Source organism: Marinimicrobium alkaliphilum, assembly GCF_003259155.1.
Lineage (GTDB): Bacteria > Pseudomonadota > Gammaproteobacteria > Pseudomonadales > Cellvibrionaceae > Marinimicrobium_A > Marinimicrobium_A alkaliphilum.
Window position 1 is genome coordinate 30,679 of sequence record NZ_QGMQ01000005.1, and the last position, 19,802, is coordinate 50,480.

Annotated in this window: 15 protein-coding genes; 14 read left to right on the forward strand and 1 reads right to left on the reverse strand. The window is 61.1% G+C overall.

What is annotated here, in order from left to right:
- Positions 1–8: 8 nt before the first annotated feature.
- The 13 genes from DKW72_RS09385 to DKW72_RS09445 all read left to right on the forward strand — a co-directional run bounded on the left by DKW72_RS09385 (position 9) and on the right by DKW72_RS09445 (position 18,735).
- On the forward strand, positions 9–1,586 hold the full coding sequence (locus DKW72_RS09385) for a chitobiase/beta-hexosaminidase C-terminal domain-containing protein (protein ID WP_111642102.1): 1,578 nt from the start codon (positions 9–11) through the stop codon (positions 1,584–1,586).
- A gap of 110 nt (positions 1,587–1,696) precedes the next feature.
- Complete coding sequence (locus tag DKW72_RS09390) at positions 1,697–3,178, forward strand: sensor histidine kinase (RefSeq protein WP_111642103.1); 1,482 nt, start codon at positions 1,697–1,699, stop codon at positions 3,176–3,178.
- Between the two features lie 2 nt (positions 3,179–3,180).
- Positions 3,181–4,572 (forward strand): sigma-54-dependent transcriptional regulator, encoded by a 1,392-nt coding sequence (locus DKW72_RS09395; protein WP_111642104.1) that lies wholly within the window; start codon positions 3,181–3,183, stop codon positions 4,570–4,572.
- A 203-nt stretch (positions 4,573–4,775) separates the two neighbouring features.
- On the forward strand, positions 4,776–5,192 hold the full coding sequence (locus DKW72_RS09400; RefSeq protein WP_111642105.1) for a DUF4168 domain-containing protein: 417 nt from the start codon (positions 4,776–4,778) through the stop codon (positions 5,190–5,192).
- A 149-nt stretch (positions 5,193–5,341) separates the two neighbouring features.
- Positions 5,342–5,800, forward strand: a complete 459-nt coding sequence (locus DKW72_RS09405) for a DUF4426 domain-containing protein (protein ID WP_111642106.1) — start codon at positions 5,342–5,344, stop codon at positions 5,798–5,800.
- Positions 5,801–5,853: 53 nt separating this feature from the next.
- The gene (gene rdgB, locus DKW72_RS09410; RefSeq protein WP_198411310.1) at positions 5,854–6,435 is read left to right on the forward strand and encodes an RdgB/HAM1 family non-canonical purine NTP pyrophosphatase; all 582 of its coding nucleotides are present in this window, start codon (positions 5,854–5,856) and stop codon (positions 6,433–6,435) included.
- Positions 6,432–7,610 carry a radical SAM family heme chaperone HemW gene (hemW, locus tag DKW72_RS09415; protein ID WP_111642108.1) on the forward strand — a complete coding sequence of 393 codons (1,179 nt, stop codon included), beginning with the start codon at positions 6,432–6,434 and terminating at the stop codon, positions 7,608–7,610. Before rdgB ends, hemW begins: the two co-directional genes overlap by 4 nt.
- Positions 7,611–7,691: 81 nt before the next feature.
- Entirely contained in the window at positions 7,692–10,067 is a 2,376-nt protein-coding gene (locus DKW72_RS09420; RefSeq protein ID WP_111642109.1) for an ATP-binding protein, read from the forward strand.
- A gap of 158 nt (positions 10,068–10,225) precedes the next feature.
- The gene (trxA, locus tag DKW72_RS09425) at positions 10,226–10,555 is read left to right on the forward strand and encodes a thioredoxin TrxA (protein WP_111642110.1); all 330 of its coding nucleotides are present in this window, start codon (positions 10,226–10,228) and stop codon (positions 10,553–10,555) included.
- 386 nt (positions 10,556–10,941) lie between these two features.
- On the forward strand, positions 10,942–12,201 hold the full coding sequence (gene rho / locus DKW72_RS09430; protein ID WP_111642111.1) for a transcription termination factor Rho: 1,260 nt from the start codon (positions 10,942–10,944) through the stop codon (positions 12,199–12,201).
- 49 nt (positions 12,202–12,250) lie between these two features.
- Entirely contained in the window at positions 12,251–13,717 is a 1,467-nt protein-coding gene (ubiD, locus tag DKW72_RS09435) for a 4-hydroxy-3-polyprenylbenzoate decarboxylase (protein ID WP_111642112.1), read from the forward strand.
- A 92-nt stretch (positions 13,718–13,809) separates the two neighbouring features.
- Positions 13,810–16,848, forward strand: a complete 3,039-nt coding sequence (locus DKW72_RS09440; RefSeq protein WP_157960448.1) for a S8 family serine peptidase — start codon at positions 13,810–13,812, stop codon at positions 16,846–16,848.
- 3 nt (positions 16,849–16,851) lie between these two features.
- Positions 16,852–18,735 (forward strand): serine hydrolase domain-containing protein, encoded by a 1,884-nt coding sequence (locus tag DKW72_RS09445; RefSeq protein ID WP_111642114.1) that lies wholly within the window; start codon positions 16,852–16,854, stop codon positions 18,733–18,735.
- Positions 18,736–18,747: 12 nt separating this feature from the next.
- Here the strand turns inward: DKW72_RS09445 and DKW72_RS09450 are convergent, their stop codons facing one another.
- Complete coding sequence (locus DKW72_RS09450; RefSeq protein WP_111642115.1) at positions 18,748–19,101, reverse strand: hypothetical protein; 354 nt, start codon at positions 19,099–19,101, stop codon at positions 18,748–18,750.
- Positions 19,102–19,328: 227 nt separating this feature from the next.
- Here DKW72_RS09450 and DKW72_RS09455 point away from each other — a divergent pair, with 227 nt between their 5' ends.
- A complete protein-coding gene (locus tag DKW72_RS09455) occupies positions 19,329–19,793 on the forward strand; it encodes a DUF3015 family protein (protein WP_198411294.1) in 465 nt (154 codons plus the stop codon).
- Positions 19,794–19,802 lie beyond the last annotated feature (9 nt).

The following is a 19,802-nucleotide window of genomic DNA, read 5'->3' on the forward strand; positions in this document are numbered from 1 at the left end:
AATCCAGCATGAAAAACTTTGGCAAAACGACAATCCTTGCCCTCGGCGTAGCGCCACTGACCGCCCTGGCATTGGAAAACGGTAATTTCGAGAACGTGAATGCCCGCGCCGATGGCGATCTCAACTATACCTCCGTGGAGGGCGTGGGCTTTTTCCCGTCCTGGACGATACTGAGTGACGATGGCGGTTTTATCAGAACCGAAGAAGGCTTCGGTGCAAACGGACACAGCGCCTTCGCATTCAACATTCTGGACACCGGCTACGGTGCCAACAAGATCGAGCAATGTATCCCTATTGATCCAAGCCAATCACTGCTGCTCAGCTATTCCATTCTGACAACTGTGGCTTCCGACGATGTCCGCACCCGTCTGAACCCGAATTTCTACCCTGATATGGCGGCGTGCGAAACCAACCTGCAAGTGGACGACAACAGTAACCGTTTGTCGTTCGACGGCTCCAATGATGATTTCAATCAACAGCTGGGACAGGCCGGCATTGATGCCAACGAGTGGTTCGAAATCTCCCCGGTCGTGTTCAGTGCTGACGATCTGCCTGACGAGGCTCGCGTTCTGCGTATCTCTCTGCGTGCCCGAGATCGGAGCGAGGAAAATGCCCAGGTCTTCTTTGACGATGTTCGGGTCACCCAGGGCGAAAGCAACGTCAACCTGGTTCGCAACGGCGATTTCTCTCATACCGATCTGACCGATGGTGATTTTATCACCGGTGATTCGGGGTGGTATCTGGATCGGGAAGAAGGGTTGCGCGCCGCTGCCGGTGCCTTCAGTTTTGCCCAGGCGGGCAGCAACCTGTTCTACTTTGAAAGCCTGACCGGCAACTTCGGCACCAGCCGCCTTGATCAATGTGTCGAGCTGAACGGCGAAGACAATATCCGGCCGTCCCTGCGCGCCATGAGTCTGACCCCTGACGAAGAACTCAACATTCGTGTGGATGTCTCCTTCTTTACCGACGCCCTTTGTACCGAAGATGCCGATAGCGCTCTGTCACTGCGTGAAGACTTTGCCATTGATGGGGAAAGCGGTGAATGGCTGACGCTGGTTAGCGAAGAGTTCCGTGAGGCCGCTGCGGTGGTAGACGCCACCTCGGCGCGCATCAGCATTCGTGCTCGGGACCGCAGCGTAGGCGAAGACGACGTCAGCCCGGCCTTTGCCCGCACCCTGTATGTGGACGACGTCACTCTGGCATCAACTGTACCTGCCCCGACCTTCAACCCGCCCTCGCAGGAATTTACGGCTGATGAGTTGGTTGTGACGCTGGACGGCCCCGAAGGTAGCACGCTGTATGTCACGACTGACGGCAGCGACCCGACCCAGAGCAGCATGGCGCTCTTACCCGGTGAAACGGTGTCGGTCACCGAAACCACGACCATCAGCGTTATCGCGGTCATGGACGGCGAGTCCTCGGGAATCCGCAGCGCGACCTATACTCGCTCGAGCGCTGAGGATGCGCCCTTTGTTCCGCCAAGTGAGCCGCTGGACCGTTCCGCAGGTGGCATCGGCTCGTTCTTTGCGATCTTCGGGCTCATCTTCTTGATCCGTGAACGCCTGGCCAAACGTCGCGCACACTGATAGTACCTATACGACACCCTACACGCTCTCCTCTCTTTGCCCGCAAGCTCACGCTTGCGGGCTTTTTTTGTCCAAGAAACACGCCCCCTCGCCTGTGTTAGCATAGAACCATGCTGACTCCGTCAAAAAAATCCCTGCGCAATATCCGCACCTCTCTGTTGGTATTTGTGCTCCTGCCGTTTCTGGCGATCATCATCGCCAGTGGCTGGTACGGCCTGCACCAACTGGAGAAAACTGCCCAGACCAATATGGAGCAGGACATTCAGTTGATTGCCCGGGCCATTCGCCCGGCCCTCAGTCACGCCCTGCAATACGGCCACACCGCCACGCTGCGCCGCACCATCACTTCCGCTTTCGATATGGATCAGGTGTACGGGGTCTACGTATACAACCGCGAGGGTCAGCGCATTTCCGCCATCGGCATTCGCGACGCTCAGGTGCCCGGCCAGGAAGCGGCGGATCTGGCCTCGGTCGGGGACGAGCAAGGCGCCTTTGAGCAGATCGGTGACGAGGAGGTATTCTCCTATTTCATGCCGTTGGTGGACAGCGGCGGCCGGATCATCGGCCTGCTGCAGGTGACGCGGCGGGGACAGGACTTTGCACACGAGCTGGATCAATTCCGCTGGCGCGCCCTGGGGCTGCTGATCGCCTCGTCGCTATTGGTGATCGCTGTGATCTGGTTTGGCTACCAGCGCGCGGTGGGGCGTCACCTGCAAACCCTGGGGCAGGCCATGGAACAGGTCGGGCAAGGCGATATGGCGCACCGGATTCCCCCCCGGGGACCGGACGAAATTCGCTTTCTGACCCAGGGTATCAATCGGATGCTCGACAGTATTGTCGCCTCCGAGGAACAGTTGAGCGCTCAGCGTGAACGCGAACTGGCCCTCAAGACCCGCTTGCACCACAGCGAGAAGCTTGCCGCGATCGGTCGCTTCGCCGCCGGGGTAGCACACGAGCTGGGGACACCCTTGAGTGTCGCCGATGGCAAGGCTCAGCGCGCCCTGCGCAAAGCCGATCCGGAAACCGCCGAATCCTTCGAGCAGATTCGCCAACAGCTGCGGCGCGTGGAGCGCATCATCCGACAGCTTATGGACTTCGCCCGTCCGGTGGTGCCAGAGAAGCGCGAAGTGCGCATGACCGACCTGGTGCAGTCCGCCCAGCAACAGGTCAGCGAAGAGGCCGAACGCCAACAGGCGCGTCTGGTGCTGCCCGCCCAACCTTATGAAATCGTCCTGCGCGCCGATCGGCTGCGCCTGGAGCAAGCGCTGATCAACCTGCTGCGCAACGGCCTGCAAGCGGCCAGTGGCGGCGAGGTCCATCTGAATTGGCATACGGTCGACGACACGCAGCTGTGTCTGCGCGTGGAAGACAATGGCCCGGGCATCGCCGACGAGGACATCGGTCATCTACTGGAGCCCTTCTACACCACCAAACCTGTGGGTCAGGGCACCGGCCTGGGCCTGGCGGTGGTTAACGCCGTGGTTAACGAGCACGGCGGACGTATCGAGATCGGTCACAGCGATCTGGGCGGCGCCCGCTTTGATATTTATTTGCCGATGAACGGCGCCACCACCCAAGAAGGAGACGCGTAACCATGGCAACCCCTGACGAGCACGTGCCCGTGGATATTCTGGTGGTCGAGGACGACCCGGACCTGCGCGAGCTGCTCCTGGAGGAGCTTCAGGACGCCGGTTATCGCTGTGCCGGCGCCGGTGACCTGCGCAGCGCCAACCAGTTTTTGCAGGAGCAGATGCCGCGCCTGGTGGTCAGTGATTTACGCCTGCCCGACGGCAGCGGCCTGGATTTGCTCGCAGGGCTACGCCAGCTCCCCCTGACCCCGGCCTTCATTGTGATCACCGCCTTCGGCACCATCGATCAGGCGGTGGACGCGCTCAAGCGCGGTGCCGACGATTTTCTGACCAAGCCCCTGGATCTGGAGCACTTGCGCCTTGCGGTTGAACGCAATCTGCAACAGCAACAACTGCAGCAAGAGCTGGCCACCTACCGGCGACTGCTCGACAGCGATGGCTTTCACGGTATGATCGGTGCCAGCCCCCCCATGCGCCAACTGTTCACGCAAATTCGCCAGGTCGCGGGCACCGACAGCCCGGTGCTGGTCACCGGTGAAAGCGGCACCGGCAAGGAGTTGGTGGCGCGCGCCATTCACCGGGAGAGCGAGCGCCGGGACCGGCCTTTCGTCGCCATCAATTGCGGCGGCCTGCCCGCCAATCTGCTCGAAAGCGAGCTCTTCGGCCACGCCGCCGGGGCCTTCACCGGTGCCACCAAGGCCCGACGCGGCCTGTTTGCGGAAGCCGATGGCGGCACGCTGATGCTCGACGAAATGGGCGAAATGCCGCTGGAAATGCAGTCCGCGCTGCTGCGTATCCTGCAGGATGGACGGGTGCGGCCCGTGGGCAGCAATCAGGAACAGATACTGGACGTGCGTATCATCGCCGCCACCAACCGCGATCTGCCCGATGAGGTCGCCGAGGGCAACTTCCGCGAAGACCTCTACTACCGCCTGGAGACCTTTACCCTGGAGGTGCCACCCCTGCGTCAGCGGGGTGAAGACCTGGAGCGCCTGATTGCCCACCAGATTGGCCAACTCAACCAGCGCCGCCAACAGCCCATCGACGGGCTCAGTAGCGAAGCCCTGGCCCAGCTCAAAGGTTACCGCTTTCCCGGCAACGTGCGCGAGCTGGCGAATATCATCGAGCGCGCGGGGACCTTCTGTAGCGGCAATCGGGTCGGGCTGGACGACCTGCCCCAGCGGGTGCGTGAAGCACCGGTGGAAACGCCGGTCACCGCCAGCGACCACTGGCAGCCGCCGCAAGTAGACAGCGGCCGCATCCTCCCGCTTGAGCGCATCGAGAAGGATTACATCCAGTATGTGCTCGAACAGGTCGAAGGCAACAAACGCCGCGCAGCGGAAGTGCTCGGTATCGGCCGGCGCACGCTGTACCGCTGGTTGGATTCTGAACAGTAATCCGCCCTCTGTGCCATAACGGCTGTGCCAGTTTGGCACATGGGCGATAACGCACGGGATTTCAGCGTCACCCGGCACTGCAACTTTTAAGAAATAATTATGTATATCAAATACTTAAGGAGTTTTTTAAAAGCTGGCACGGGATATGTAACAGTTAAAGTACGCAAGCCATTTTTTACCTGACTCAAAACGAGGAGCGTACTATGAAAAGCATCAAGAACCCGCTAGTGAGCCTGTTCGCCGCCATCGGTCTGACTTTTGGCGCCGCCGCCTGGGCCCAAGGTCCGGCACCGGAAGGTAGCAACTACGAGCCGCCGGCGCCTGCTGGCCCCGGCGCTCAACAGGAAGTGAACGTCAGCGATGAAGAAGTTGATGCCTTTGTTGCCGCCTACATCGCCGTACAGACCATCAACCAGGAATACACCGAGAAGCTGCAGGCCGCCGAGAGCCCTGAAGACGCCACCGAGCTGCAACAGCAAGCCCAAGGTGAAATGCAGCAAGCGGTCACCGACAGTGGTATCTCTATCGAGGAGTACCAGCAGATCGCTAACCTCGCCAACCAGGACGAAGGTCTTCGCGATCGCATCACCGAAGCACTGGCTGCCCAGATCGAAGGGTAACCCTTAGCCAGACAGTCAGCTTCAACGACTTGGCCCCGGGGCATTGCCCTGGGGCTTTTTCGTTTCCGGACCGCATCCAGCAACCCAATGACGGCGTAAAATTGGGTACAATGCCTTCCCTCACACACAGTGCAAACTGCGGAGCGACCATGATTCGATGGCTCGGTTTAATGCTGCTCGCCTTGGCCAGCAGCGTTCACGCCCAAACAGACCAGACCCGCTATATCGAGAACAGCCAGCGCTTCGGCGACTATCAGGTGCACTACACGGTTTTTAACAGCACCTTTATCCCCCTTGAAGCGGCGCAGGCCTACGGCTTTACCCGTGCCCGGGATCGGGCGCTGGTGAATATCAGCGTCACCCAACGGACGGACGACGGCGAGAGCCTCGGACTGCCCGCGCAGATCAGTGGCACCGCCACCAATCTCGCCCAGCAACAATTCCGCTTGCGCTTCGAGGAGATCGACGAAGGCACGGCGACCTACTACCTGGCCCCCCTACGCCACACCGATCAGGAAGTGATGCACTTCGATATCGAGATTACCCCCGAGGGCGAAAGCGACGCCATTCAATTCCGCTTTACCCGTACCTTGCACCGGGGCCACTGAGCCCCGGTATTGAAGCCCGCGCCCACAGGAGACCACCCGTGCAACAACTGATTATGGCCAGCGGTAACCCCGGCAAGCTAAAGGAGTTTCGCGACCTGCTTGTGGACTGCGGCTTCGATGTGCGCGCTCAATCCGACTTCAATGTCACCAGTGCCGAAGAGACCGGCCTGACCTTTGTCGAAAACGCCATTCTCAAAGCCCGCCACGCCGCGGCACAAACTGGCCTGCCCGCCCTCGCTGACGACTCCGGCCTGGAAGTGGACGCCCTCAACGGGCGCCCCGGTATCTATTCGGCCCGCTACGCCGGCCCCGACGCTCAGGATACCGACAACAACGCCCTGCTACTGGACGAGCTTAACGGTGTGCCCGAGGCAGAGCGCAGCGCGCGCTACCACTGCGTGCTTGCCTTTATGCGCCACGCCGACGACCCAACCCCGATTCTGTGCCACGGCACTTGGGAAGGCCGAATTCTGACCGAGCCGCAAGGCGACGGCGGCTTTGGCTACGACCCGCTGTTTTATGTGCCGGAGCTGGGCAGCAGCGCCGCCAGCCTGGACAAGAACCACAAGAATCGCATCAGCCACCGGGGCAAGGCCATGGCCGAGCTGCTGGCGCGCCTGCAAGCGCGCCCATGACCCTGACGCTCCCCCCGCTGTCGCTTTACGTGCACATTCCCTGGTGTGTACGTAAATGCCCCTACTGCGACTTCAATTCCCACGAGGCGGAGAGCGAACTCCCGGAGGACGCCTACGTCGATGCCCTGCTGCGCGACCTGGCTCTCGACCAGTCCCTTGCCCAGGGGCGCAAGCTCACCAGTATTTTCTTCGGCGGCGGCACCCCCAGCCTGTTTTCGGCCCCGGCCATCGGGCGAATTCTGGACGGTGCCGAGCGCCTGATCGGCTTCGAGCCGGCCATCGAAATCACCCTTGAAGCCAATCCCGGCACCTTCGAACAGGCCCGCTTTACCGACTACCGCCGGGCCGGCGTCAATCGCCTGTCCATCGGCATCCAGAGCTTCAATTCGACCCAACTGGCACACCTGGGGCGCATTCACAGCGGCGCCGAGGCTCTGAAGGCCGTGGACATGGCGCGCCAGGCCGGGTTCGACAATATCAATCTGGACCTGATGCATGGGCTGCCCGAACAGCGTATCAGCGACGCCTGCGCCGACCTGCGCCAGGCCCTCGATCTGGCCCCCGAGCACCTGTCCTGGTATCAGCTGACCATCGAGCAGAATACCGCCTTTTACCGGCAGCCACCGGTGTTACCCGAAGAGGATACCCTGGCGGAAATTCAGGACGCCGGTCAGGCCCTGCTCAGTTATGCCGGCTACCGCCAGTACGAAGTATCGGCCTATGCCCGTCATGGCCGTCAGGCGCGCCACAACCTCAATTACTGGACCTTTGGCGACTACCTGGGCATCGGCGCGGGCGCCCACGGTAAAGTCACCCGCCCGCACCACTATGACATTCTGCGCCTCTGGAAAACCCGCTTGCCACGCCATTATTTGGGGGCTGAACAGAGAGTAAGCGCCAACTTACCCGGCCACAACAACCCCTTCGCTGCGGGTGGCCAAACCCTTTCCGAGAAAGATCGGGTACTGGAATTTCTGCTCAATGCCCTGCGCCTGAATGAGGGCGCACCCGTGCACGATTTCACGGCGCGCACCGGGCTGGCAGTAGCGGACCTGGAACCCCAGTGGGCCCGGCTCCGCGCTCAGGGCCTGGTACTGCCCCCGCTCGAGCAGCTGCGCACCACGCCTCTCGGGCACCGCTTTCTCAATACCGTGCTTGAGGCGTTCAGCGACTGACCCCCGTGCACGCCTCGGCACGCGAGCTGCTACACTAGCGTCAGGATCAATTGGGCGGCGTGGGGCCGCTGGGGAAACAGCATGTCGGCCATTCGCCATTATTTTCGCGATAATCCCATCGCCACCCGCCTACTCGGGCTGATTTTGCTGGTCAGCTCACTGATCACCCTGATCGCCATCATCTTGCAACTCTACGCCAGCTTTCGCGACGACGTGAATGCCCTGGAGCAGCGCATCGACCAGGTGCGCGTCAGTGCCCTGGCGAGCATGACCAAAAGCCTCTGGGGCTTCGATCAGGATCAGCTACAGATTCAGGTAGAGAGTCTGCTCGAGGTCGAGGATGTGGTACAGGTCAAAGTCTATTGGCGTGACTGGAATGATGAGGTCCGCACCCTGAGAGCCGGGATCGAAGACCCTCAAGAGACGCGCACAGGCCCTTTTGTGGTCCGGGAATTTCCGCTCATACACGCGGATCCAGGCAGTGATACCCAGACGCTGGGTACACTGGTCATCACCAGCAGTCTGGCCAATATCTATAGCCGCCTGTGGCAGCGGGCCCTGTTTATCGCCGGGGTCCAGGGCGCCAAAACACTGATCATCGCCGGGCTGATCCTGTGGCTGGTGTACGTCCTGCTGACCCGACATATGAACACCATCGCGCAGTATGCCCGCCAGCTCAATCTGGATAACCTGACCCGACCGCTGAAGCTGCGCCGCACCAGCAATGTCCGTCACCCCGACGAGCTGGACAATGTCGTCAACGCCATCAACCAGATGCGCGAAAGCCTGCTTGAAGATATCGAGCAACGTCGACAGATCGAGCGCGCACTCCTGCACGAAAAAGAGGAAAAACTGGAAACCCGACGTCAGAAAGTGATTGCCGAGGATGCCAGCCGCGCCAAAACCCAATTTCTGGCGACCATGAGCCACGAGATCCGAACGCCCATGAACGGTGTCATCGGTATGCTCGAAATGCTGCGTGACACGCCCCTCAACGAAAGCCAGAAACACTATATCGACGTGATTCACCGCAGCGGTGAAAGCCTGCTCGACATCATCAACGACATTCTCGATTACTCCAAGATCGAAGCGGGCAAACTGCAACTGGAAATGACCACCTTCGATCTCAACAACCTGGTGGAAGATTGCCTGCAATTGTTTGGCGCCACCGCCAGCAAAAAACATATCGAATTGATGGGCGGGGTCGATCCCGGCATTCCCTTCAAACTGGTCGGCGACTCGACCCGGCTACGCCAGATTCTTCTCAATCTGCTGGGCAATGCCTTCAAATTTACCAAACAGGGGCATATCAGTCTCTCGGTGACGCTGCTCGAAGACGGCGAACAACCCCTGCTGCGGTTCATGGTCAGCGACAGCGGCATCGGCATCAATCCCGAAGACAAAGACCTGCTGTTCGACTCCTTCAGCCAGGCCGATATTGCCACCAGTCGGCAATACGGGGGAACCGGTCTGGGGTTGGCCATTTGCAAGAGCCTGGTCGAGTTGATGGATGGACGTATCGGCGCTGAAGGCGCCAAGGGTGAAGGCGCGACATTTTGGTTCAGCGCCCGCTTTCAGCTCTCGGACCGAACCGCGACCACGCCGATTGCCGCCAGTCATTTGCACGACCGCAAGTTGCTGGTTGTCGGCAGCGACGCATTTATTCGTTTCATCCGCCCGCACTGCCAGCATTGGGGGCTTGAGCTCACCGGTGTGTCATCCGTTGAAGCGCTGACGCAATACCTGACTGAGCGCACCAACAGCAACGCGCGCTGCCATTTCATCGGTATCGACGACCAACTCCCTGATGGCAATGCCCTGCAAGTCGTCCAGCAACTGCGCGCTTTGCCCGCGCTCAGCACAACCCCGCTGTTTTTGTATAACCTGTCCGACGCTCTGAACCTGCCCGACAACCGCAAGTCCCTGGGGCCGCACACCCTGGTGCATCAACCCCTCACCTCCGGCACGCTGTTCCAGCATCTGGAAACACTGCTTGGCTATATCACCGAGCAACCGCAGGAAACGGGCTCAAGCGAATCCGACGAGGGCCGTTTCAGTCATTTGCGGGTATTGGTCGCCGAAGACAACAGCGTCAACCGCATGGTCATCAAAGGCCTACTGAGCAAACTGGCGATTACCCCGGATCTGGCCGAGAATGGCCTTGAAGCGGTCAGCGCCGTGCGCCAGGCTCACAAGCCATACGATCTGATTCTGATGGATTGCGATATGCCTCAGATGGACGGCTTTACCGCCACCCGTCATATCCGCGACTATGAGCGGCGCCAGTTGCACCCGCCGGCAAGCATTATTGCGCTTACCGCCCATGCCATGCAGGAACACCGGGAGCAGGTTTTCAGCGCCGGCATGAATTATTATCTGGCCAAGCCGGTTACCCTTAAAAACCTCAGCCAGACCCTTGAGCGGGCGGGATTGGCCAAGAGCAAGAATGGCCTGTAGCGCAAGCGCGGGCGCGCTTATAGCCAAAGCATATAGTGACTATTGGTTTTTGCCACTTGCCTGCGCCCGTCCCAGTCCTTATGATGCTGGGTCAAAATTGATACATTCCCGGTGTGGCCCAAGCCACCCAAGCGACCGGATTTTGGAGATCACCCTTTATGAGTAGCGACGCTATCGTCCATGTAACAGACGCCAGTTTTGAGCAGGAAGTTCTGCAGTCCGATGTACCGGTGTTGGTTGATTTCTGGGCCGCCTGGTGTGGCCCGTGCAAAATGATCGCCCCAGTACTGGACGAGCTGGCCGGCGAGTACCAAGGCAAGATCAAAATTGCCAAGGTCGATGTCGATGCCAACAAGGAGACCCCCGGAAAGTTCAACATCCGCGGTATCCCGACCCTGATCATCTTCAAGGACGGCAACATCGAGGCCACCAAGGTCGGCGCCCTGTCCCGTCCGCAGTTGGTCGACTTTATTGATGGGGTCCTCTAAACGGAGCCCACACCGTGCAAAGGGAGAGGTGTCCGCATCCCCCCTTTGCACTGGTGGAGATTTGCCGTTATACTCCGCCTATCTGATGTTTGTCCCGCCCCGATTCAGCGCATACTCCCAGTAGCAGATCGTCAGGCAAACACCACTCCCTGAGTGCTCCACCCTGATTCGCTCACGCCCCGGCTACCCGTTGCCAGGCCCTGTGAGTAGACTTTCGCTCAGTGGCAGGACAAACCCAATAATCACAGGACGAATTTTGCGGCTCTCCGGCCGGACTCTTCAATACCGAACTATTTCAGACGGTAATCAGCGGCTCACCCCGGTTTTATATTCACTGGCTGAGCAAAACCCTGCACTCTTTCTCAACACACAACAAAGCCCTACCTATGAACCTAACTGACCTGAAAGCAAAACCCATCGAAGAACTAATCGACATCGCCCGTGAAATGGGCCTTGAAAATGTCGCCCGCTCCCGCAAGCAGGACATCATCTTCAATATTCTCAAACGCCACGCCAAAGGCGGTGAGGATATTTACGGCGACGGCGTCCTCGAAATTCTGATGGATGGCTTTGGTTTTCTGCGCTCTGCCGACAGTTCATACCTGGCAGGCCCCGACGACATCTACGTCTCGCCCAGCCAGATCCGCCGCTTTAACCTGCGAACGGGCGATACCATCGCCGGCAAGATTCGCCCACCCAAAGAAGGCGAACGCTATTTTGCCCTGCTCAAAGTCAACGAGATCAACTTTGACAAGCCCGAAAGCTCCAAGCACAAAATCCTGTTTGAAAACCTGACACCCCTGTTCCCCGACGAACGGTTGCGACTCGAAATCGGCAACGGTTCTACCGAAGATTTGACCCCGCGCATTATCGACCTGGTATCGCCCATCGGTAAGGGCCAGCGCGGCTTGATCGTAGCCCCGCCCAAAGCCGGTAAAACCCTGATGATGCAGGGCATCGCCCAAGCCATCACCCGCAACAATCCCGAGTGCCACCTGATCGTACTGCTGATCGACGAGCGTCCGGAAGAAGTGACCGAGATGCAACGTTCGGTGCGCGGCGAAGTCGTGGCTTCTACCTTTGACGAACCGCCGGCGCGCCATGTGCAAGTGGCGGAAATGGTGATCGAGCGGGCCAAGCGTCTGGTGGAACACAAGAAAGATGTGATTATTCTGCTCGACTCGATCACTCGCCTGGCACGCGCTTACAACACCGTGATCCCCTCGTCCGGTAAAGTACTTACCGGTGGTGTCGACGCCCATGCGCTCGAACGTCCCAAGCGCTTTTTCGGTGCCGCGCGTAACATTGAAGAAGGCGGCAGCCTGACCATCATCGCGACCGCGCTGGTGGATACCGGCTCGAAAATGGACGAAGTGATTTACGAAGAGTTTAAGGGCACCGGTAATCTGGAACTGCACCTGGACCGTAAAATTGCCGAGAAACGCATCTACCCGGCAATCAACGTGCGCCGTTCCGGCACCCGCCGCGAAGAGCTGTTGATGACCGAGGAAGAGTTGCAACGCGCCTGGATTCTGCGCCGCCTGCTCAACGATATGGAAGACGTATCGGCGACCGAGTTTCTGGTCGACAAACTCAAGGACTTCAAGTCCAACGATGAATTCTTCCTGTCGATGAAACGCAAGTAGGCCAATAAAAAGCACTCCTCTGGGGTGCTTTCAAACCGATACCCTCACTATGAAATACCGCGATCTACGAGACTTTATCGACCTCCTCGAAAAGCGGGGCGAGCTGGTACGCATCACCCAGGAAATCGATCCCAACCTGGAAATGACCGAGATCTGCGACCGCACCCTGCGCGCCGGTGGCCCGGCACTCTTGTTCGAAAACCCCAAAGGTTACGACATCCCCGTGCTCGGCAACCTCTTTGGCACGCCCGAACGGGTCGCCCTGGGGATGGGGCAGGAGTCGGTCTCGGCACTGCGCGACGTGGGCAAATTGCTGGCCTTCCTGAAAGAGCCCGAGCCCCCCAAGGGCTTCAAGGACGCCTGGGAAAAGCTGCCCATGTTCAAGCAGGTGCTCAATATGGGTCCCAAGGAAGTGCGCAAGGCGCCCTGTCAGGATGTGGTACTTGAGGGTGACGACGTCAACCTGGATCGCATCCCCATCCAGAGCTGCTGGCCGGGGGACGCCGGCCCCTTGGTCACCTGGCCCCTGGTGGTGACCCGTGGCCCGGAAAAGGAACGCCAGAACCTGGGCATCTACCGGATGCAGAAAATTGGCAAGAACCGGCTGATCATGCGCTGGCTCGCGCACCGCGGCGGCGCCCTGGATTTTCGTGAGTGGCAACAGGCCCACCCGGGCGAGCCCTTCCCCGTGGCGGTCGCCCTGGGCGCGGACCCGGCCACCATCCTCGGGGCGGTCACCCCCGTGCCCGACACCCTCTCCGAATACGGTTTTGCCGGCCTGCTCCGGGGCGACAAAACCGAAGTGACCCGCTGCAAAGGTAACGATTTGCAGGTGCCCGCCTCCGCCGAATTTGTCCTCGAAGGGCACATTTACCCGGGCGATATGGCCGATGAGGGGCCCTTTGGCGATCACACCGGTTACTACAACGAAGTGGACAGCTTCCCGGTATTCACGGTCGAGCGTATCACCCACCGCAAGGATCCGATTTACCACAGCACCTACACCGGGCGCCCGCCGGATGAACCCGCTGTGTTGGGCGTGGCCCTGAACGAGGTGTTCGTGCCCATCCTGCAGAAACAGTTCCCGGAGATCGTGGACTTTTACCTGCCCCCCGAAGGCTGCTCCTACCGGATGGCGGTGGTGACCATGAAAAAGCAGTACCCGGGCCACGCCAAGCGGGTGATGCTCGGGGTCTGGTCGTTCCTGCGCCAGTTTATGTACACCAAATTCGTGATTGTCACCGACGACGATATCAACGCCCGGGACTGGAAAGACGTGATCTGGGCCATGACCACGCGCATGGACCCGGCGCGCGACACGGTGATGATCGAGAACACCCCCATCGACTACCTGGACTTCGCCTCCCCGGTTTCCGGCCTCGGCTCCAAAATCGGCTTCGACGCCACCAACAAGTGGCCTGGCGAGACAACCCGCGAGTGGGGCGAGCCGATTGTGATGGACGTCACAATAAAGAATAGAATCGATGAGATCTGGGACAGCCTTGGCATCGAATAATACGTAGTAGCCGCCGAATAACCCGTCGGGGTTATACTGGTGTTATGTCGGCGCGCTGCCTCGGTACCCGACTCTCGCTCACGGAGCCGCTCATGTTTTCTGGGTCTGTCGTACAGCGGACGCTACTCGGCGCCGCCCTGGTCACGCTGGTCGCCTGCGGCGATATGCGCCGCAGTACCGTGACCGGCGTTGTCCAAGGCGATGGCGGGCGCGTCGAGCCCGAAGTTCAGACCCTGGGCTACAACCAGCGGGCGCAGCTCACGCTGATCCCCGATACCGGCTATGCGCTGGATGCCGCCAGTGGCTGTGACGGCAGCCTTTCCGGAAACACCTACACCACCGGCTACATCACCGAGGACTGCACGGTCCGGGTCAGCTTCGAGCCGCTGATCTACACCCTGAGCGCTTTTGCCGGGACCGGCGGCGGCATCACCCCAGAGGGTGCAGAGGTCGCCCACGGCGACACCCAACTCTTTACCCTGAACCCGGACACCGGCTATCGGCTCGGCAGTGTCACCGGTTGCGGCGGCACGCTCACAGAGCAGGGTCAGTACGTCGTCGTCGCCACCGAAGGCGACTGCAGCATCACTGCCGGATTCGACCCCGTCACAGTCAGCGGCACCTTGAGCCCGTCGCCAGGGGTTGCCATCGACCGCACCTTGAACGATCGCCGCGCGCCCCTTGAAGACAATAGCCAGTGCCTTGAGGCCCAGGACGTTTTCGGCGAACGCACCCTGCTCGGTTTTGTCAGCGCCACGGCCACCGGTGGCGAACCCGCGCTGGAGCACTTTGCCGCCTCACCCAACCCCAGCGATTTTTACCGTATCAACCTCGATGCCGGTCAGCCCCTGCAACTGGAGGTGACCGACTTCAACAATCTCCAAAACCCCATCTGGGACTCGTCACCCGGCCGTCTGCAATTGCGCCTGCACAGTAGCGACTGCAGCACCGAGATCAGCTTTACTGACACCGACGAACCGTTACAACAGCTGGTCACCGAAGCGGGCGGCGACTACGTGCTTGAGGTACGGGCCACCGAGGGCACCTCCAAGTACCTGGTGCATATCCAACCGGCCTGGGAGATGAGCGCCGAAGCCCTCGCGACCCTGTCCTCCCAACTACCGGATGTGATCCCCGGTGAAGTCATCGTCGAGCTGGAGCCCGGCAACGCGCCCCGGCCGTCCGGACGGCAAGTGGCCGCGCCTCACCAACGCCTGAGCGATAACTTACAGCGCGCCCATGGTCTGCAGCTGCACTGGCTCAAGCCCGCCCAGGACCGGCCGGGCCTGGCGCGCCTGGCGGCCGATCCGGCACACGTTTCTCCCCTGCACCAGCCGCGTGGACTGGCGCAGCTGGCACGCAACAATCCCGAAGCCTACGCCCGTATCGAAACCCTGCGTGCCATCGACGCCCTGCGCCGCCAGCCTGAAGTGCGCCACGCCGAGCCCAACTACCGGGTGCAGCTGCAGCGGCTGGAGCCCAATGACCCGGCGTTTGATCAGCAATGGCACTACCAGAATATCCAGCTACCCGAAGCCTGGGCGCTCACCCGGGGCAGCCCGGAGGTGATCGTCGCGGTCATCGACTCCGGTGTCGTTCTCGATCACAACGATTTGCGCGATCAGTGGGTGGACGGCTGGGATTTTGTCGATGGCAACAACGATCCGAGCGACCCGGACGCCAGCGCCAACTGGCACGGCACCCATGTGGCGGGCACCATCGGCGCGGCCACCGACAATGGCGTCGGCGTGGCGGGGGTCGGCTGGGGCACACGTTTGATGCCCCTGCGGGTGATCGGCGGCGAGTCCGGCAGTAGTTACGAAGTGATCCAGGGCGTGCGCTACGCTGCGGGTCTGAGCAACGATAGCGGCACCCTGCCCCAACACACGGCTGACATTCTCAACCTCAGCCTGGGCGGACCCGGCTACTCGGCCCTGCAACAGAACCTGTTCAACCAGGTGCGCGAGCGCGGCATACTGGTGGTCGCCGCCGCCGGCAATAACAACGCCAACACCCCCATCTACCCGGCCGCCTACGATGGCGTGCTGTCAGTATCGGCGACGACCCGCAACGACGAAAAAGCCAGCTATTCCAACTTTGGCAGCAGCATAAGCCTGGCGGCGCCCGGCGGCAGTGGCGGGAACAACGGGGTGCTGAGCACCTTCGGCCAGGCCGACACCTGCACCGCCAACTGTTACGCCTACCTGCAGGGCACCTCGATGGCTGCCCCTCACGTCAGCGGGGTCCTGGCCCTGATGAAAGCCGCCTACCCGGCGCTGACCCCGGAGGACGTAGACCAACTGCTGATCGAGGAGCGCCTGACCACAGATATCGGCGAACCCGGACGGGATGATTTTTTTGGTTACGGCCTGCTCAATGCCGAATCGGCGGTGGCCGCTGCTCAGGCGCTGGCGACGGGTGAGCCCTTACCCGCACGACTGTTCCTGGACCCCAGCAACCTGGCGCTCGACGCGAATGAAACCCGCACGGTGTCACTGCGCCGCCAGGGCGACGGCAGCGTACCCGAGGTCGTCGGCGCGAATCCGGATCAACCCTGGATTATCGTGGATGAGGAGTCCACCGAAGCCGATGATGAGACGATGGTTGCCCGCTACCGGATCGGGATTGATACCGAAGCGCTGGCGGTTGACGGTTTGTATCGCGGTCGCGTCCGGTTTGCATTATCCGGCGGCAGTCAGAGTGAACTGGTGCTGCAGGTCACCACCCAAAAAGGTGAAGCCCTGGATTCGGCGCCGGTGTACGTCCTGCTGCTTGATACAGCGTCTGGCGACGTCGTACGGGAAACCCTGGCCGAATGGAATGGCGACGGCCGACTGAAATACACGCTCGGCCCGGTACCTCCGGGCCAGTATCAGGTTATCGCCGGTTCGGATGTAGACGCCAACCTGCTGATTTGTGAACCGGGGGAGACCTGCGGTGCCTGGCCCAATTTCGCCGATCGGGAACTGATCAGCGTCGGCAGCGACGATCGCAACGATATCAGTTTTGCGCTTGATGTCGTCAGTAACCTTTGGCCTTTTGGCGAGACGCCCACGCTCGATTTGCGCCCATCAACCGAACCCGCGCCCAGGGGTTTGGATCGTCCACAACCCGGCCAGACCATGGACTGACGGATGGTCACGCCGGTTATCCGCATTGCCGTCATTCTAAGCGCATGGCTGGGCCTGACTCTGGCGCTGCCGGCCAGTGCCGACGGAGCGGCCCTGAAGACGCTGCAAGCCGAGGTCGAAGCCCTCTTCCATGAGCGAGAGCTACAGGCACTCGGCATCGCGTTGATCGAGGACGGCGAGCTGGTCTGGCTCGACGCGCTAGGGGTCGCCGACCCGACGCTGGGGGTCGCCGCCACGCCCGACACGCTGTTCCGAACCGCGTCCATCTCCAAAATGTTTATCGCTCTGGCGGCACTCGGGCTTGAGCAAGCAGGCGCGCTCAACCTGGATGTGCCCGTGCGCGAACTCGCACCCGAGGTCCACTTCGACAATCCCTGGGAGGCCGAGCATCCGGTGCGCCTGAGCCACTTGCTCGAGCACACCTCGGGTTGGAACGATGCCTATCTTGCGGAGTACGCACGCCGTCCGCCAGAACCCCTGGCGCTGGGCGACGCCCTGGCGCGTTACGCGCCCCAGCGCCGTTCCCGTTGGGTGCCCGGTAGCCGCTCGGCCTACAGCAACAGTGGCTCGGCCGTTGCGGCCTATATGGTGGAGCGCGCCGCGGGCATGCCCTACGAGGAGTACATTACCCAGGCCTGGCTCAGGCCCCTGGGTATGGACACAGCCACCTTCTTTGAGCCCGAGCCCGGCAGTGCGGCACTCGCCCACAGCCCGCAAGGTGTAGAACCCTACTGGTCTCTGCTCTATCGCCCGGTGGGCGCGCTCAACGCCTCCCCCCGGGAGCTGTCGGCACTGGTAAAGCTGCTGCTCGGGCGCGGCCAGTATCAGGGCCAGACCCTGCTGAGCGAAGCGGCAATCACGCGGATGGAAACGCCGGCGACCAGCCTGGCCTGGCTTGCGGGGGTACAGAGCGGCTACGGATTGTCCAATTACCTCAGCAGCCACAACGACGCCGGCATTGCTTTTTACGGTCACAGCGGCAGCCTGGTAGGAGCTTACTCAAGGCTGCTCTACAGCCCTGAACTCAACAGTGGGTACGTGTTTGCGTTGACTGGCGGGGACTCCGCCCGTAACGCCCTGGACCACGCCTTGCGCGATTATTTATTGCGCCACCGCACAAGCACCGCCATCGCTGCCAGGCCGCTGCCGGATCACTACCGCGCCCTCGACGGTCTCTATGAGCCGATAAACCCGCGCCACCAGCAACGGGGCACCTATCTGCCACTGGCGCTGCGCAGCCAGCGTGTCACGACGAGCGACCGCTTCCTCCATTCCCAGCCGCTGTTGGGCAACGGTGACCGCCGCCAGCGCTTTTACTTCGATGGAAACCACCCCGCGCTCATCGATCCGGGCACCGGCCTCGGGGCCGTGGCCCCGGTTGTTGACCCATTGGCGGGTCAGGTATTGCACCTCAACGATGGGGTTTATCAACGGGTAGCCGGGTGGCGTATTTGGGGGGAGTTGGGGCTCTGGATCACGGTACTGGCCGGTAGCGCCCTGGCGGCGCTGTGGGTGATCGCGGAGTTACCGGTGGCGCGCTTTCGCCGACAAGCCATCGGTGCCAGGCACATGTGGCTGGTGCCCGCCGCCGTGCCGGGCCTGTTCCTGGGCGCGGCTTTACTGTGCCTGACAAGCCTGCCCACCACCGATTTCGTGTTACTCGCAAGCCGCGCGCCAGCGACCCTCAGTGTCTTCGGTTTCAGCCTCGGCTACGGGCTGGCCGGGCTGGCGGCACCGCTGGCGCTGATCTGGCTTGCCCGCCAACCAGGTACGACCCGAATAGGCGTACGCCAAGGCCTGGCCTGGAGTTTGAGTCTGCTGCACCTGGTGATGGTCGTTTATCTCGCCAGCCGGGGCCTGATCGGGATTCGGGTCTGGACCTGGTAGGCGCGAGCCGGCCTAGTAGGCAGGCTCGGGCTCAGGCTCGGCTCCCTCAACGTCGGGCGCGTCACTTTGGGGCTCATCCGGACTATGGCGCCCGCACTCCCAGCCCCAGGCGACCTGCTGTGCCACAAAGTTTTGTGCCTGTTCCTCACAGTAGCCGGCCTGATTCCGCGCTTGCCAGAGGGTCTCCACCTCACCACCGCGCTCGTAGGTCACATCGCACGGCAGCGCCTGCCCTGGCTCAGAGTAGACGACGCTGACAATGCGCTCATCGTCGCCCAGGCTACAGTGGTAGACAATGGCATCGCTGGCCTGGGCAGCACCGGCCAGAAGCAGTAATAGCGTGCAAGTAAGCGTGCGGGTTTTCATCGTTTTTGACTCCCGGGTGATGATCAGTAAACTCAAGCCTCCCTGTTATAGCCGATTTTGCCACCAATTGCGCGCAACGATGCCCGAATTGAGACCCAACGCAGGTCATCCATTGCGGCCGGACTCCCGCCAAGTAGTACAAACAGGCTATGGACAAGCCCCAACGGCGCGGCTAAAGTAATTCCCGAGCATGTGCTCAACTCAAAAAGACAAAGAAGGATTTTTTTATGATCAAGCGTATCGCAATCACCGCTGCACTCATCTCTGCTCCCATGCTGGCGTCCGCGGACCCCGGCTGTGGTTTGGGCGCACAGGTCTGGGACGGCCAAGACGGCCCCATCGCACACATCCTGGCGGCCACCACTAACGGTACCTCCGCCAACCAGACCTTCGGCATGACCTCAGGGACTCTCGGCTGCGACACCTCCGAGACCATCAGTGCTGCCGCTCTGTTTATGAACGATAATATTGACCAAGTGGCCGAAAACATGGCCAGCGGTGAAGGCGAAGCGCTCGACGCTCTGGCCAGTCTGCTGGGCATTGAAGCCACCGACCGTGCCGCGTTCCAGAGCCTGGCCCAGTCCGAGTTCGGCAGCATTTTCGCCGCTGAAGACGTGACTGCCGGCGCCGCTATGGGCAACCTGGTTGTCGCCATGTCGACCGATACCCGCTTGGCCAAGTACGTTTCCTGAGCCCGCGGT